General features: G+C 68.8%; 14 protein-coding genes. 7 read left to right on the top strand and 7 right to left on the bottom strand.

Going from position 1 to position 13,718, the window contains the following annotated elements; translation table 11 throughout:
• Positions 1-56 precede the first annotated feature (56 nt).
• Positions 57-3,557: a DNA polymerase III subunit alpha gene (gene dnaE / locus QTI17_RS05005; protein WP_286531560.1), complete on the bottom strand. Its 3,501-nt coding sequence runs from the start codon at positions 3,555-3,557 to the stop codon at positions 57-59.
• A gap of 62 nt (positions 3,558-3,619) precedes the next feature.
• Between dnaE and QTI17_RS05000 the strand changes: the two genes are divergently transcribed.
• Positions 3,620-4,408 (top strand): sulfurtransferase, encoded by a 789-nt coding sequence (locus tag QTI17_RS05000; protein WP_286531559.1) that lies wholly within the window; start codon positions 3,620-3,622, stop codon positions 4,406-4,408.
• A gap of 3 nt (positions 4,409-4,411) precedes the next feature.
• Here the strand turns inward: QTI17_RS05000 and QTI17_RS04995 are convergent, their stop codons facing one another.
• The 4 genes from QTI17_RS04995 to QTI17_RS04980 form a co-directional block, all read right to left on the bottom strand.
• The gene (locus QTI17_RS04995; RefSeq protein ID WP_286531558.1) at positions 4,412-5,326 is read right to left on the bottom strand and encodes a pirin family protein; all 915 of its coding nucleotides are present in this window, start codon (positions 5,324-5,326) and stop codon (positions 4,412-4,414) included.
• A gap of 28 nt (positions 5,327-5,354) precedes the next feature.
• The gene (locus tag QTI17_RS04990) at positions 5,355-5,906 is read right to left on the bottom strand and encodes a flavodoxin family protein (RefSeq protein WP_286531557.1); all 552 of its coding nucleotides are present in this window, start codon (positions 5,904-5,906) and stop codon (positions 5,355-5,357) included.
• A 75-nt stretch (positions 5,907-5,981) separates the two neighbouring features.
• Positions 5,982-6,419, bottom strand: coding sequence for a DoxX family protein (locus QTI17_RS04985; RefSeq protein ID WP_286531556.1), 438 nt, complete (start codon positions 6,417-6,419; stop codon positions 5,982-5,984).
• Between the two features lie 36 nt (positions 6,420-6,455).
• Positions 6,456-7,157 (bottom strand): pirin family protein, encoded by a 702-nt coding sequence (locus QTI17_RS04980; RefSeq protein ID WP_286531555.1) that lies wholly within the window; start codon positions 7,155-7,157, stop codon positions 6,456-6,458.
• Between the two features lie 145 nt (positions 7,158-7,302).
• On the opposite strand from QTI17_RS04980, the gene QTI17_RS04975 reads away from it, so the two are divergent.
• From QTI17_RS04975 to trmB, 4 genes are read left to right on the top strand one after another with little or no spacing between them, the layout of a single operon-like run.
• Positions 7,303-8,256: a LysR family transcriptional regulator gene (locus QTI17_RS04975; protein ID WP_286531554.1), complete on the top strand. Its 954-nt coding sequence runs from the start codon at positions 7,303-7,305 to the stop codon at positions 8,254-8,256.
• 42 nt (positions 8,257-8,298) lie between these two features.
• Positions 8,299-9,369, top strand: coding sequence for an NAD(P)/FAD-dependent oxidoreductase (locus tag QTI17_RS04970; RefSeq protein WP_286531553.1), 1,071 nt, complete (start codon positions 8,299-8,301; stop codon positions 9,367-9,369).
• 16 nt (positions 9,370-9,385) lie between these two features.
• Positions 9,386-10,300, top strand: coding sequence for a tRNA glutamyl-Q(34) synthetase GluQRS (gene gluQRS, locus QTI17_RS04965; protein ID WP_286531552.1), 915 nt, complete (start codon positions 9,386-9,388; stop codon positions 10,298-10,300).
• On the top strand, positions 10,258-11,049 hold the full coding sequence (gene trmB, locus QTI17_RS04960; RefSeq protein ID WP_286531551.1) for a tRNA (guanosine(46)-N7)-methyltransferase TrmB: 792 nt from the start codon (positions 10,258-10,260) through the stop codon (positions 11,047-11,049). The genes gluQRS and trmB overlap by 43 nt, the downstream gene beginning before the upstream one ends.
• Before the next feature lie 14 nt (positions 11,050-11,063).
• On the opposite strand, the gene QTI17_RS04955 is transcribed toward trmB, so the two are convergent.
• Entirely contained in the window at positions 11,064-11,501 is a 438-nt protein-coding gene (locus QTI17_RS04955; RefSeq protein WP_286531550.1) for a hypothetical protein, read from the bottom strand.
• A 227-nt stretch (positions 11,502-11,728) separates the two neighbouring features.
• Here QTI17_RS04955 and QTI17_RS04950 point away from each other — a divergent pair, with 227 nt between their 5' ends.
• Positions 11,729-12,904: an ABC transporter substrate-binding protein gene (locus QTI17_RS04950; protein ID WP_478139678.1), complete on the top strand. Its 1,176-nt coding sequence runs from the start codon at positions 11,729-11,731 to the stop codon at positions 12,902-12,904.
• Here QTI17_RS04950 and QTI17_RS04945 read toward each other — a convergent pair.
• Positions 12,876-13,115: a hypothetical protein gene (locus tag QTI17_RS04945; protein WP_286531548.1), complete on the bottom strand. Its 240-nt coding sequence runs from the start codon at positions 13,113-13,115 to the stop codon at positions 12,876-12,878. The genes QTI17_RS04950 and QTI17_RS04945 overlap by 29 nt on opposite strands.
• Positions 13,116-13,119: 4 nt before the next feature.
• Between QTI17_RS04945 and QTI17_RS04940 the strand changes: the two genes are divergently transcribed.
• Entirely contained in the window at positions 13,120-13,698 is a 579-nt protein-coding gene (locus QTI17_RS04940; RefSeq protein WP_286531547.1) for a hypothetical protein, read from the top strand.
• Positions 13,699-13,718: the final 20 nt, after the last annotated feature.

The raw sequence follows: 13,718 nt of genomic DNA, 5'->3' as shown, positions 1-13,718 counted from the left end.
TCAACCTGCGTTGAGCAGCAGGAACAGCGCACGGTCGAGCCTGAACATGCGCAGGTCTACTCGTAGACCACCGCCGCCTTGCCCGCATCGGCCTGCGCCGTCCAGCTGGCCAACGCCGCATCGGTGGGGAAGAACTTGGCCCGCTCGCCCAGCTGCAGTTCGACCTGCGCGCCGCCGCGCGCCATCGACAGGCGCACACCCAGCCCCTGCCGCAGCTCGCCGTGTTCGCTCTGCTCGGTGCGGGGCGGGAAGTCCTTGACCAGCCGCGCGATGTCGGGCGCCTTGCCGTTCACCGCCACGCGCAGGAACTTGCCGAAGCGGCAGCGCGCCGTGGCCAGGTCCCAGACCTGCTGGACCTGGAAGCGGGCCTCGAAACCGCCGCGGCCGGGCTGCAGGCGACCGCTGACGATCACCAGCTCGTCGTCCTTGAGCACGTTGCGGTTGGCATTGAAGAGCGCTTCGTCGGCGGTGCCGTCGATCGCGCCCGACTTGTCGTCGAGCTTGAAGATCGCGAGCCGGCCGCGCTGGCCGTTGATGACCCGGAAGTCGCTCACGATGCCGGCGATCACCTGGGGCTCACGGCTGTCGAGAAGCTCGTCGATCTCGCGCTTGCAGAAGCGCCGCACCTCGTGCTCGACCTCGTCGAACAGGTGGCCCGACAGGTAGAAGCCAACGGCCGTCTTCTCGTAGGTGAGCCGCTCCTTGACGCCCCAGGGCGTGGCGTCGACCAGGCCGGGCTCCTGGGCCGCCGAGCCGTGCTCGCAGTCGCCGAAGATGTCGGCCTGCGCCACGTTGGCCTGGGTCGCGTTGGCGAATTCGAAGGCGCGATCGACCGAGGCGATCAGCGAGGCCCGGTTCTGCTGGATCGCGTCGAAGGCGCCGGCCTTGATCAGGGCCTCGACGGTGCGCTTGTTGATGCGCTGGCGGTCGACGCGCACGCAGAAGTCGAACAGGCTCGTGAACGCGCCGCCCTCCTCGCGCGCCTTCACGATGGCCTCGACCGCGAGCTGGCCCGTGCCCTTGACCGCGCCCAGTCCGTAGCGGATCACGCGGTCGGTCACCGGCTCGAAGCGGTAGTTGCCGCGGTTCACGTCCGGCGGCTCGAAGCTGATGCCGAAGTTCTTTTGGGCGTCCTCGAACAGCACCTTGAGCTTGTCGGTGTCGTCCATTTCCACCGTCATGTTGGCGCAGAAGAACTCGGCCGTGTAGTGGACCTTGAGCCAGCCCGTGTGGTACGCCAGCAGCGAGTAGGCGGCCGCGTGCGACTTGTTGAAGCCGTAGCCCGCGAACTTCTCCATCAGGTCGAAGATCTCGTCGGCCTTCTTCTGGTCGATGTCGTTCTTGGCCGCGCCCTTGCGGAAGATCTCGCGGTGCTCGGCCATTTCCTCGGCCTTCTTCTTGCCCATCGCGCGGCGCAAGAGGTCGGCGCCGCCGAGCGAGTAGCCGCCCAGGATCTGCGCCGTCTGCATCACCTGCTCTTGATAGACCATGATCCCGTAGGTCTCGGACAGCATCTCGGCCACCAGCGGGTGCGGATACTCGACCGGCTCGCGCCCGTGCTTGCGCGCCACGAAGCTGGGGATCAGGTCCATCGGGCCCGGACGGTAGAGCGCGTTCAGCGCGATCAGGTCCTCGAGCCGGGTCGGCCGCGCGTCCTTCAGCATGCCCTGCATGCCGCGCGATTCGAACTGGAACACGGCCTCGGTCTTGCCCTCGGAAAAGAGCTTGTAGGTGGGCACGTCGTTGAGCGGGATGTTCTCGAAGGCGAAGTTCTCCTGGCCCTTGTGGCGCGCGACGATGAAGTCCTTGGCGATCTCCAGGATGGTCAGCGTGGCCAGGCCCAGGAAGTCGAACTTGACCAGGCCCACGGCCTCGACGTCGTCCTTGTCGTACTGGCTCACGGCCGAATCGCTGCCCGGCTGCTGGTAGAGCGGGCAGAAGTCGGTGAGCTTGCCCGGCGCGATCAGCACGCCGCCCGCGTGCATGCCGATGTTGCGGGTCATGCCTTCGAGCTTCTGCGCCAGCTCGACCAGCATGCGGACTTCTTCTTCCTTCTCGATGCGGGCGGCGAGCTGCGGCTCGGCAGCGATCGCGTACTTTTCCCGGTCGGCTTCCGACAGGTCCGCGGGCGGGTACTGGATCGTGACCGGCTTGCCGGGCTTGTTCGGGATCAGCTTGCTGACGCCGTCGCAGAACATGTAGCTCATGTCGAGCACCCGGCCGACGTCGCGGATCGCGGCCCGCGCGGCCATGGTGCCGAAGGTGGCGATCTGGCTCACCGCGTCGCGCCCGTACTTGTCCTTGACGTAGTCGATCACGCGGTCGCGGTTGCCCTGGCAGAAGTCGATGTCGAAGTCGGGCATCGAGACCCGCTCGGGGTTCAGGAAGCGTTCGAACAGCAGCTTGTATTCGAGCGGGTCGAGGTCGGTGATCTTGAGCGCGTAGGCCACCAGCGAGCCGGCGCCCGAGCCCCGGCCCGGACCGACCGGACAGCCGTTCTTCTTGGCCCAGTTGATGAAGTCGCCGACGATCAGGAAGTAGCCCGGAAAGCCCATCTTCAGGATCGTGTTGATCTCGAACTCGAGCCGCTCGACGTAGCGCGGCCGCTCGGCATCGCGCTTGGCGGCGTCGGGGTACAGGTGCGCCAGGCGCTCTTCGAGCCCTTCGAACGAGGCGACGCGGAAGTACTCCTCGATCGGCATGCCATTGGGCGTCGGGAAGTTCGGCAGCTGCGGCTTGCCGAGAACCAGCGTGAGGTTGCAGCGCTTGGCGATCTCGACCGTGTTGGCCAACGCGCTCGGCACGTCGGCGAACAGCGCCGCCATCTCGGCCGAGGACTTGAAATACTGCTCGCGCGTGAACTTGCGCACCCGGCGCGGGTTGCCGAGGATCTCGCCCTCGGAGATGCAGACCCGTGCCTCGTGCGCCTCGTAGTCGTCGGCGGTGGCGAACTGCACGGGATGGGTCGCGACCACCGGCAGCCTGAGGCGCGCGGCGAGCTTGACGGCGGCGACCACGTGCGGCTCGTCGTCGGGCCGGCCGGCCCGCTGCAGTTCGATGTAGAAGCGGTGCGGGAACAGGCCGGCGAGCTGCAGTGCGATCTCGGCGGCGCGCTCTTCGTGGCCCTGCAGCAGCGCCGCGCCGAGCGGTCCGGCCTGCGCGCCCGACAGCGCGATCAGCCCGCCCTGCAGTTCCTCGAGCCAGGCCACCTTGCAGGCCGCCTGGGCCTGGCCGCGGCCCACGTTCTGGGTCCAGGCGCGCGCCAGCAGCTCGGACAGGTGCAGGTAGCCTTCCTTGTTTTGCACCAGAAGGACGATGCGGGTCAGCGCGCCCGGCTCGGCGCCCAGGCCTTCGACATGGATTTCGGCGCCCAGCACCGGCTTGACGCCCTTGCCGCGCGCCTCCTTGTAGAACTTGACGGCGCCGAACAGGTTGTTGAGGTCGGTGATCGCCAGCGAAGGCTGGCCGTCGGCGGCCGCGGCCTTGACGACTTCATCGATGCGGTTGGTGCCGTCGACGACGGAAAACTCGGTGTGCAGGCGCAGGTGAACGAACATCCGGCCATTGTAGAAAACGCCGCCTCCACGATGTGATGCGGGCATCCCTACAATCGCGCCCCGTGCAAGAAATACTGAACATCGCCGCTTACAAATTCGTCGGCATCGCCGACAGCGCCGATCTGCGCGAGCACTTGCGTGCCCGCACCCATGCGCTGGCGCTCAAGGGCACCATCCTGCTGGCGCCTGAAGGCATCAACCTGTTCCTCGCCGGGGAAAAAGAGAAGGTCCACACCTTCCTCGCGGAACTGCGCGCCGATCCTCGTTTTGCCGACCTCGAGGCCAAGGAGAGCTGGTCGCAGGCGCAGCCGTTCCGGCGCATGCTGGTCAAGCTGAAGCGCGAGATCATCCGGATGGACCATCCGGCGATCCAGCCGGCCGCAGGCCGGGCGCCGGGCGTCGACGCCCCGACACTCAAGCGCTGGCTCGACCAGGGGCACGACGACGCCGGCAAGCCGGTCGCGCTGCTCGACACCCGCAATGCCTTCGAGGTCGACCACGGCACCTTCGACGGCGCGATCGACTGGCGGATCGGCAAATTCACCGAATTCCCGAAGGCGCTGAGCCAGCACGCCGGCGACCTGGCCGGCAAGACCGTGGTCAGCTTCTGCACCGGGGGCATCCGCTGCGAGAAGGCCGCGATCCTGATGCGCGAGGCCGGCCTGGCCGATGTGCTGCAGCTCGAAGGCGGCATCCTCAAGTATTTCGAACAGGTCGGCGGTGCGCACTACCACGGCGAGTGCTTCGTGTTCGACGGCCGCGAATCGCTGGCGCCGGACCTGAGCGCGCGTTCGAACCGCGCCAGCGCCCGGGCCTCGGAAGACCCGGACCTGGCGCTCAAAAAGAACTGAGGCTCAGACCGGCGTCGTGCCGGAATCCGCCGCCTGCTGCACCTGGAACGGATGCCCCGGCAGCGGGATGAATTCGGTTTCGCCGGGCACCTGGCCCATGCGCTGGGCGGCCCAGTCGGCGCCGGCCTCGAGAATGCGCTCGCGCCGGCTCGAGACGAAGTTCCAGGTGATGAAGCGCGGCCCGTCGAGCGGCTCGCCGCCGATCACCACCAGCCGCACCGCGCCCTGCGCGGCAAGCACGCCGCCCTGGCCTTCGGCCAGCATCGCCATCTGGTGCTGCGCCACCGGCTCGCCGTCGAGCGTGATGTCGCCATCGACCGGATAGACCGCGAGCTCGCGCGCCAGCGCCGGCAGTTCGAATCGCCCGCCGGCCGGCAATGCCACGTCGAGGTAGACGGTCTGCGACAGCGTCGCCACCGGCGAACGAACGCCGAACGCTTCGCCGACCAGCACCCGCACCGGCACACCCTGCACCTCCAGCGCCGGAATGTCCGCCGCCGCCGTGTGGACGAAGCTCGGCTCGACTTCTTCGTGGGCCTGGGGCAAGGCGACCCACAGCTGCAGGCCATGGTTGACGTACGTGGCATCGCGCAGCGTGTCGGGCTTGCGCTCGGAGTGCACGATGCCGCGCCCGGCGGTCATCCAGTTGATCGCGCCGGGGCGGATCTCCTGCACGCTGCCGAGGCTGTCGCGGTGCATCATCGCGCCCTCGAAGAGATAGGTGACGGTCGCCAGGCCGATGTGCGGATGCGGGCGCACGTCGTGCTCGGAGCCGGGCGTCTCGGTGGCCGGCCCGAAATGGTCGAAGAAGACGAACGGGCCGACCGAGCGCTGCTTCGCCGCCGGCAGCAATCGCCGCACCTTGAAGCCGCCGCCGAGGTCCTTGTCGTGGGGTTGAAGCAGAAGCGGTGCGGTCATCGGGGTTCTCCGTGGGGCGGTTGCGGGGTCAGGCCCGCGATCTTGCCACCTCGGCGACCCGCTCGCCAAACGCGCGTGCGGTGTCGAAGTCGCCACGGGCCATTTCGGCCGGGCTCGCGTCGGTGGGTGATGTCGTCAGCAGGCCGTTGTAGCCGCCGACGTAGTTGAGCGAGTCGCGCGTCGCCGCCTTGTCGTTGCTCGGCATGATCCCGAGGCTGACCCACAGCCCGCTGTGCTGCATCGCCAGGTGCCAGAGATAGGTCAGCGTGGCGTCCTTGTCGCCGTTCATGGCGGCGCTGTTGCTGAAGCCGGCGAAGAGCTTGTTCTTCCAGCCCTGCACGTACCAGACCTTCGAGGAGGCGTCGGCGAACTTCTTGAACTGCCAGCTCGGCCCGCCCATGTAGGTGGGCGCGCCCATGATGATCGCATCGGCCGCCGCCAGCAGCTCCCAGCCGTGGGCCGGGAGATTGCCGTCGGCGTCGATCGCCAGCAGGTGGGCCTCGGCGCCGTCGGCCACCGCCTGCGCGATGCGCTGCGTATGGCCATAGCCCGAATGAAAAACCACGACGATGTCCGCCATCGAATACTTCCTGGAAGAAAACAATCGCGCATCGTACGCAATAGCCCGGCCGGCGCGGCCGGGCTGGGGCGAGGACTACTTCCGGTCGATCGAGAACCGACCGGCGCCGAGGGCGGCGATCGCGAGCAGACCACCGGCGATGGCGATGTTCTTGAAGAACATCAGCTGGTTCACGTACGCCTTGTCGGCGGGCATGGCCCAGTAGTTGTGGAAGAACACCGCCGTCGCGACCGTGAACACGGCCAGCACGATCGACACGATGCGCGTCTTGTAGCCGACCAGCAGCAGCAGGCCGAGACCGAGTTCCACGGCGATCGCGATGACAGCGCCGAGCTGCGGCATCGGCAGGCCGACGGCGCCGATGTAGCCGACGACGCCGGCGAAGCCGCCGATCTTGCCGAAGCCGGCCGGCACGAAGAGCAAGGCGATCAGCACGCGGCCGAGCAGCGCGAGCGCGTCTTGCGAGGCGCCGGCGCTGGGCGCGGCGGCGTAGGGGGCGGTGGTGGTGGACATGGGATGGACTCCTCTAGGTTGAAAAAAAGTTGGATCTCAGGCTGCGAGATCGAATACGAGCACTTCGGCATCCTTGGCGGCACCGAGCGTCAGCCGGCTTTCGCCTTCGATCAGCGCAGCGTCACCGGTAGCGAGCTTCGTGCCATTCGCTTCGAGTTCGCCGCGCACCAGGTGCACGTAGCTCTTGCGCTTCGGGTCCAGCGCCAGGCTGGCTTGTTCGTCGCCGTCGAGCAGGCCCGCGAACAGGCGGGCGTCGGCATGCAGCAGCACCGAGCCGTCGGCACCGTCGGGCGACGCGACCAGGCGCAGCCTGCCGCGCTTCTGTTCGGCTGGGAAGGTCTTCTGCTCGTAGCCCGGCGCGATGCCGCGCACGTTCGGCTCGATCCAGATCTGCAGGAAGTGCGTGGTCTCGTCGGCCTTGTGGTTGAACTCGCTGTGCATCACGCCGCGGCCCGCGCTCATGCGCTGGACGTCGCCGGGCGGGATCGACTCCACGTTGCCCATGCTGTCCTTGTGCGCCAGCTCGCCGGAAAGGACATAGCTGATGATCTCCATGTCCTTGTGGCCATGGGTCCCGAAGCCGGCGCCGGCGGCGACCCGGTCCTCGTTGATCACGCGCAGATTGCCGAAGCCCATGTGGGCCGGATCGTAGTAGCCTGCGAAAGAGAAGCTGTGAAAGGAGCGCAGCCAGCCGTGATCGGCATAACCGCGTTCCTGGGATTTGCGAACCTGCAACATCGTCGAACTCCTGCCCTCTCATGGAGGGCCTTCCGAAATGCCGCGCCCTGTGCGCAGCGGATGCCTCAACTTTAGGGTCCGGGGCAGGCCCTGAAAGCGCTCGGCTTTGATGGCATCATTCAATTTTTTTGAATGATCGAGCCCCATGCCTACTGCCCGTGACGTGCTGACGCCCGATGCCCTGGCCATGCTGCAGACCGTGGCCAGCACCGGCAGCTTCGCCGCTGCCGCCCGCTCGCTGAACCTGGTGCCGAGCGCCCTGAGCTACCGGGTGCGGCTGATCGAGGACGCGCTCGACGTGCTGCTGTTCGACCGCAGCGGACGCCAGGCGCGAGTGACGGAGGCCGGCGTCGAGCTGCTGCGCGAATCGTCCCGCCTGCTGGGCGAGATCGATTCGGTCGCCAACCGGGTCAAGCGCATCGCCACCGGCTGGGAACCGATGCTGACGATCGCGGTCGACAGCGTGATCGCGCGCGACCCGCTGCTCGACCTGGTCAGCGCCTTCTACGCCCTGGAGCCGCCGACGCGGCTCAAGCTGCGCGACGAAACCCTGCTCGGCACGATCGAGGCCCTGACCAGCGGCGAGGCAGATCTGGCGGTCGGCGCGGTGCTCGATGCCGCCAGCCTGGCCTTCACCGCCACCGGGATCCGCAGCCGGCCGCTGGGCCAGCTGCTCTTCGTCTATGCGGTGGCGCCGCACCATCCGCTGGCCCGGCTCCCGGAGCCGCTCAGCGACGACGTGCTGCGCCAGCATCGCGCGGTGGCCGCGGCCGATTCGTCGCGCTCGGGGCCGAGCATGACGGTCAACCTGGTCGGCGGCCAGGACGTGCTCACGGTGCCGACCATGCAGGCCAAGCTGGCGGCCCAGCTGCACGGGCTGGGCGGCGGCTTCCTGCCGGAGCCGATGGCGCGCCCGTACATCGAGGCCGGCCACCTGGTCGAACGCAAGACCGAGCGGGTGCTGCCGATCGCGACCATGCACTGCGCCTGGCGGGTGCGCAGCGCCGGCAGCCCGGGCCGCGCGATGCAGTGGTGGCTGGAGCGCTTCGACAACGAAGGCACGCGCCGCGCCTTGCTCGAACGCCACCGTGGGCGCTAGCCAACCCGGTTAGAGTCACATGGCAACAACCGAGAGACTGCCATGACACTGCGCCCCGACGCCGACCGCCACCGATCCCCCGCCTCCCGCCACTACGCCGTCATCGGCGCCGGCATCGCCGGCGTGGCCTGTGCCCGAACGCTGCTGCAGGCCGGCCACCGCGTGACGGTGTTCGAACGCGAAGCCGCCGCCGGCGGCCGCATGGCCAGCGAGTCCACCCCCTTCGGCCGCTTCGACAGCGGCGCCCAGTACTTCACGGTGCGCGATCCGCGCTTCGCACGGGTGCTGGAAACCACCCCCCAGATCTGCAAGCCCTGGAGCGCCAACCTGGTGCGCGTGCTCGACGCCCACGGCCGGGTCGCCGAGGCCGCCCTGCCGGCGCGCGAACCGCATTTCGTCGCCCAGCCCGGCATGGATGCGCTGGTCGCGCATTGGGCCCAGCCCCTCGGCGACGCGCTGCTGACCGGCACCCACGTGACGCAGATCGAGCGCGACGCCCTCGACGGCCGGCGCTGGCAGCTGCGCACGGCCGGTGCCGACGACTCGCAGCATGTCTATTCCGGGTTCGACGCGGTGCTGCTGGCGGTCCCGCCGGCGCGCGCCCGCGCGCTGCTGGGCGACGGCGGACTGTCCGCCGACCTCAGCCGCCGGATCGAGCCGGTTCGCATCGCGCCCTGCTGGACGCTGATGATCGCCTTTCCACAGGCCAACCAGCCGACGCTGTCGCACCTGGGGCCGCAATGGAATGCCGCCCGCAGCACCCACCATCGCGTGGCCTGGCTGGCGCGCGAATCTTCCAAGCCCGGGCGCGATCCGATCGAGCGCTGGACCCTGCAGGCCAGCGCCGCCTGGTCGCAGGAGCACCTGCGCGACGACGCCGCGCGGGTCGAGGCCAAACTGCTGCGCGCCTTCGCCGAGATCACCGGCATCCGCGCCGAGCCTTCGCACGCGCAGGCCCGCTGCTGGCCCGAGGCACAGACCCAGGTGCCGGTGGGCAAGCCGCACCTGTGGGACGCCAAGGCCCGCATCGGCATCGCCGGCGACTGGTGCACCGGCCATCGGGTCGAGGACGCCTTCCTCTCCGGCCTGACGCTGGCGCTCAAGCTGGCCTGATCCGCTCGCCGGACCGATGCGCCGGATCGGCCGTTTCGCGCCTTCGCCAACCGGGCCGCTGCATGCCGGCTCGCTGGTCGCGGCGCTGGCCAGCTGGCTCGACGTCCGGGCCCGCGGCCCGCAGGCACGCTGGCTGGTGCGCATCGAGGATGCCGACACAGAACGCTGCCTGCCCGGCATGGACCAGCGCATCCTCGCGCAGCTGGCCGCCTGCGGGCTGCTCCCGGACGAAGCGCCCGAGTGGCAGACCCGCCGCACGGGCCTCTACCAGGACGCGCTCGATCGCCTCGTGGCCGCGCAATGGGCCTACCCCTGCGGCTGTTCACGCAAGGACATCGAGCAGGCACTGGCCGCCCGCGGCATCGCGCATGCACGCCATGGCGAACGGGTCTACCCCGGGACCTGCCGCGACGGCCTGCACGGCAAGCCGCCACGGGCCTGGCGCTTCGCGACCTCGAAGTTCGAAGCCGCTCGAGGCGCCGGCCTGCTGCAATGGAACGACCGCCGTCTCGGCGCCCGGCAACAGGCGGTCGGCCGGGAGGTCGGCGACTTCGTTCTCAAGCGCGCCGACGGGCCGTGGGCCTACCAGCTCGCGGTGGTGGTCGACGACGCCGACCAGGGCGTGACCGACGTGGTGCGCGGTGAAGACCTGGCGGACAACACGGCACGCCAGATCCTGCTGCAGCAGGCCCTCGGACTGCCGACGCCGAGCTACCTCCATACGCCGCTGGTGCTCGCCGCCGACGGCAACAAGCTGTCCAAGCAGAACGGCGCCCAGGCGCTCGCCACGGCGACGCCGGCAGAGGCGCTGGCGGCGCTGCAGAGCGCAGCACAGGTGCTCGGGCTGCGGCCGGCGGCCGCCGCCGCGCCGGCCGAAGCGCTCGCCTCATGGGTAGTCGAATGGCGCGGTCTCTACAATCCGCCGCCGTGACTCCCAGTTCCCCCACCGACCTCCCCTCCGACCCGCCGGCCGATGCGCCCGCGGGCGACAAACCCACCGGCGAGGCGCATCCGCTGCACCGCCGGCTGAAGAGCTTCGTCAAGCGCGGCGGCCGCACCACCGAAGGCCAGGCCCGGGCCTACGAGCAGTTCGGGCCCCGCTTCCTGCTTCCCTACCGTGCCGAAGCGCTGGACTTCGCGGCCGCTTTCGGCCGCCAGGCCCCGACCGTTCTCGAAATCGGCTTCGGCATGGGCGAGGCGACGGCGCACATCGCGGCCCTGATGCCCGAGAAGAACTTCCTTTGCTGCGAGGTGCATGAACCCGGTGTCGGCGCGCTGCTCAAGCGCATCGGCGAACAGCAGCTGCAGAACATTCGCATCTGCGCCCACGACGCGGTCGACGTGCTCGACCACATGCTGCCGCCGGCGTCGCTGGCGGGCGTGCACGTGTTCTTTCCGGACCCCTGGCACAAGACCCGGCACAACAAGCGCCGGCTGATCCAGCCGCCCTTCGTGCGCAAGCTGGCCGATCGGCTGGCGCCCGGCGGCTACCTGCACTGCGCCACGGACTGGCAGCCCTACGCCGAGCAGATGCTCGAGGTGCTGTCGGGCGAGCCGCTGCTGCGCAATACCGCAGACGGCTATGCGCCGAAGCCGGACTACCGGCCGCTGACCAAGTTCGAGAACCGGGGCCTCAAGCTGGGCCACGGCGTCTGGGACGTCGTGTTCGAGCGCCGCTGAACGGCGCTCGGCCTTCAGTGCGCGAGGCTGGGCAGCTGGCCGGCCGGCGTGGGCTCCACGCCCTGCGCCTGCAGCAGGTTCTTCTGCGCCGCCATGATGAGCGCGGCACGATAGGCCGAGCGGCTTGCGATCTTGGTGTGCGTGATGAGCGCCTGCCACTCGCGCTCGAGTTCCGGGTCGGGGCGGTCGCTGCGGCGGTTCAGCAGCGCCTGGCTGACATCGACCAGGGCAGCGGCCGAGCTGAGGCAGATGTTGGCCGCGGTCTGGGCCGCACTGGCGCGGAAGCGCTGCTCGTCGGTCTGCGAGGCGGCGCGCAGCGCTTCCAGCGGCAGGTTGGCGGTCGGCCCCAGGTAGAGGGTGCCCTGGAGTTCGCTGTCGGCGTGGGCCAGCACTTTCTCGATGGCCAGCAGCGCGCTTTCCAGCAGTGCGATTTCAGTTGACGTTTGCTTCATTTCATCCATCCGGAGCCATTCCGGCACAGCCAGGATGTTGCCAGCGGACACCCCTTGGCCCCTGTGCAAAAAGCCACAACTCAAATACAAAAGTTAACAAATTTGGAAACGACGTTGGCGCCGCCAGCCGCCTGTCGGGTTTCCATGGCCACCTCACGTGACTTAATGCCTTCGTTGGAGGCACCAAAGTTGCTACATTTTTTAATAAATGTAGTGAAAGGCTTCCAATGATGCTGAATCGCAGGATCTGGCTGGCGAACTCCGGCGCCGCGCTGCTGCTGGGCGCGGGCCTCGGCGGCCTGGCCGGCCCCAGCCACGCCCAGACTGCGCCGCGCCCTGCCGCTGTAGCAGCGCGCACCGTCGTCCTCGGCCAATCGGTGCCCCTGACCGGCGCAGCCAGCGAGATCGGACTGGCCTTCGCAGCCGGCGCTCGGCTCTACGCGACCGAGTTCAACGAGAGCAGCGCCGCCAGCGGAATCCAGCTGAAGCTGGTGCAGCTGGACGACGGCTACGACGCGACCCGCGCCGCGGCCAACGCGCGCACGCTGCTCGATACGCACAAGGCCGACATGCTGTTCGGCTTCGTCGGCACCGCCAGCAGCGACGCCGGCGCGGCGGTCGCGGCGAAGCAGGGCAGCATCCTGTTCGCGCCTTTCGCGGCGGCCGACAACCTGCGCGCCGCCGCGCATCCCAACGTGTTCCACGTCCGGCCCAGCATGGCGGACGAGGCCTTCAAGATCGTGCGCCAGTGCGAAACGGTCGGCCAGACCCGCATCGCGCTGATCGGCGACGACGACGCGATGGGCCGCGCCGGCCTGGCCGCCGTGCAGCAGGCGATGACCGATCTCAAGCTGGCGCCGCTGGTGGCGAGCGCCCTGGTGCCGGGCAGCAGCGACAAGCTCGAATCGGCACTGGCTGCAGTCCAGAAGCAGTCGCCGCAGGCCATCGTGCTGGTGTCGCTCTCGAGCACCACGGCCGACGTCATCCGCCGGCTCCGAAAGACCGGCTACGCCGGCAGCTTCACGGCGTTCTCGATCGTCGGCATCGATCCGCTCTATGCGGAACTCGGCAAGGACATCGGCGGCATCGTGATTTCGCAGGTCGTGCCGTCGCCGCGCCCCTCGGCGATCCCGATCGTCAAGGAATACCTGGCGGCGATCGAGAACTCGGACCAGGCGCCTTCGTACGAGGGCCTCGAGGGTTTCATTGCCACCAAGGCCGCGGCCGAGGCGGTGCGCCGCGCCGGCAAGGCCTACACGCCCGCCACCTTGCAGCGCGCGATGGCCGGCATGACGGACTACGACGTCGGCGGCTTCCGCATCAACCTGCGCCCGGGCCTGCGCGACCCGGGGCGCAGCATCGACCTGATCAGCATCACCAAGGAAGGCCGGATCCTGCGCTGAGCGGGTGGCCTGCCCGTTGTTCAGCCCCGGCGCTCTCCTCGATCGAAGCGGCGCCGGCGCCCGCACCCGCCCCCGAGCCTGTTCCCGCGCCCAAGACCTGGAAGGACACCGACTGCACCCAGAGCGCCTCCACGCTGCCGGCCTGCACCACCGACTTCTCGGACAACCAGGCTTCGGTCGCGATCGCCGACGACCACGGCCTGAAGGTCATCGAGATGCAGACCACCGCCCACGGGCTGGCCAGCGTGCCCAGCAAGAACAACGCGGTCACCGGCAACAAGTCCGTCTACGGCATCAACCTGCTGCATGGGGTCAAGCTGTCTGAATTTCCAGGCATCCGCTTCGCGATGAAGTTCAATACCGGCGACACGACCTTGCTCCAGGACGTCTACGTGACCTACACGGTGAGCCTGCAGTGCGATGGCAACGACTGGCTGAACCTGGTCACGACAGCCACCGACATGGGGCCTTCGACCACCGACGCCGATGGCTACACCAGCTACGGCGCCGCGCCGGACGAGGTGAAGTGGGCCCGGTCCGGCAGCAAGCCCTTCCCAACCACCGGCCTGCCCGTGCTGCTGAACGCCGCGATCAATTCCACCGGCGGACCGCTGAGCCTCGATGCCCTGATCGCCGCCTATCCGAAGGCCGGCATCTACAACTTCCCCAACCCGACCGCCGGCGGCATCACGCCGACACCCGCGGTGGACTTCAACCTGGGCGACTCGCGAACGATCACCGGCAAGAAGGCCTGGATCCGGCGGATCGCGTTCGGCGACAAGACGGTGTTCTGAAGCGCCGGGGCGCGTTCCCC

The organism is Variovorax sp. J31P179 (assembly GCF_030316985.1).
Taxonomy (GTDB): Bacteria; Pseudomonadota; Gammaproteobacteria; order Burkholderiales; family Burkholderiaceae_C; genus Variovorax; species Variovorax ginsengisoli_B.
The sequence above is the reverse complement of the archived record's forward strand: the minus strand, read 5'-3'. Positions and strand labels throughout refer to the sequence as shown.

What these genes read in the sequence shown, in the direction of transcription:
- dnaE (WP_286531560.1), bottom strand. Translation starts at nt 3,557, where the DNA reads ATGTTCGTTCACCTGCGCCTGCACACCGAGTTTTCCGTCGTCGACGGC.
- QTI17_RS04995 (WP_286531558.1), bottom strand. Translation starts at nt 5,326, where the DNA reads ATGACCGCACCGCTTCTGCTTCAACCCCACGACAAGGACCTCGGCGGC.
- QTI17_RS04990 (WP_286531557.1), bottom strand. Translation starts at nt 5,906, where the DNA reads ATGGCGGACATCGTCGTGGTTTTTCATTCGGGCTATGGCCATACGCAG.
- QTI17_RS04985 (WP_286531556.1), bottom strand. Translation starts at nt 6,419, where the DNA reads ATGTCCACCACCACCGCCCCCTACGCCGCCGCGCCCAGCGCCGGCGCC.
- QTI17_RS04980 (WP_286531555.1), bottom strand. Translation starts at nt 7,157, where the DNA reads ATGTTGCAGGTTCGCAAATCCCAGGAACGCGGTTATGCCGATCACGGC.
- QTI17_RS04975 (WP_286531554.1), top strand. Translation starts at nt 7,303, where the DNA reads ATGCCTACTGCCCGTGACGTGCTGACGCCCGATGCCCTGGCCATGCTG.
- QTI17_RS04970 (WP_286531553.1), top strand. Translation starts at nt 8,299, where the DNA reads ATGACACTGCGCCCCGACGCCGACCGCCACCGATCCCCCGCCTCCCGC.
- gluQRS (WP_286531552.1), top strand. Translation starts at nt 9,386, where the DNA reads ATGCGCCGGATCGGCCGTTTCGCGCCTTCGCCAACCGGGCCGCTGCAT.
- trmB (WP_286531551.1), top strand. Translation starts at nt 10,258, where the DNA reads ATGGGTAGTCGAATGGCGCGGTCTCTACAATCCGCCGCCGTGACTCCC.
- QTI17_RS04955 (WP_286531550.1), bottom strand. Translation starts at nt 11,501, where the DNA reads ATGAAGCAAACGTCAACTGAAATCGCACTGCTGGAAAGCGCGCTGCTG.
- QTI17_RS04950 (WP_478139678.1), top strand. Translation starts at nt 11,729, where the DNA reads ATGATGCTGAATCGCAGGATCTGGCTGGCGAACTCCGGCGCCGCGCTG.
- QTI17_RS04945 (WP_286531548.1), bottom strand. Translation starts at nt 13,115, where the DNA reads ATGACCTTCAGGCCGTGGTCGTCGGCGATCGCGACCGAAGCCTGGTTG.
- QTI17_RS04940 (WP_286531547.1), top strand. Translation starts at nt 13,120, where the DNA reads ATGCAGACCACCGCCCACGGGCTGGCCAGCGTGCCCAGCAAGAACAAC.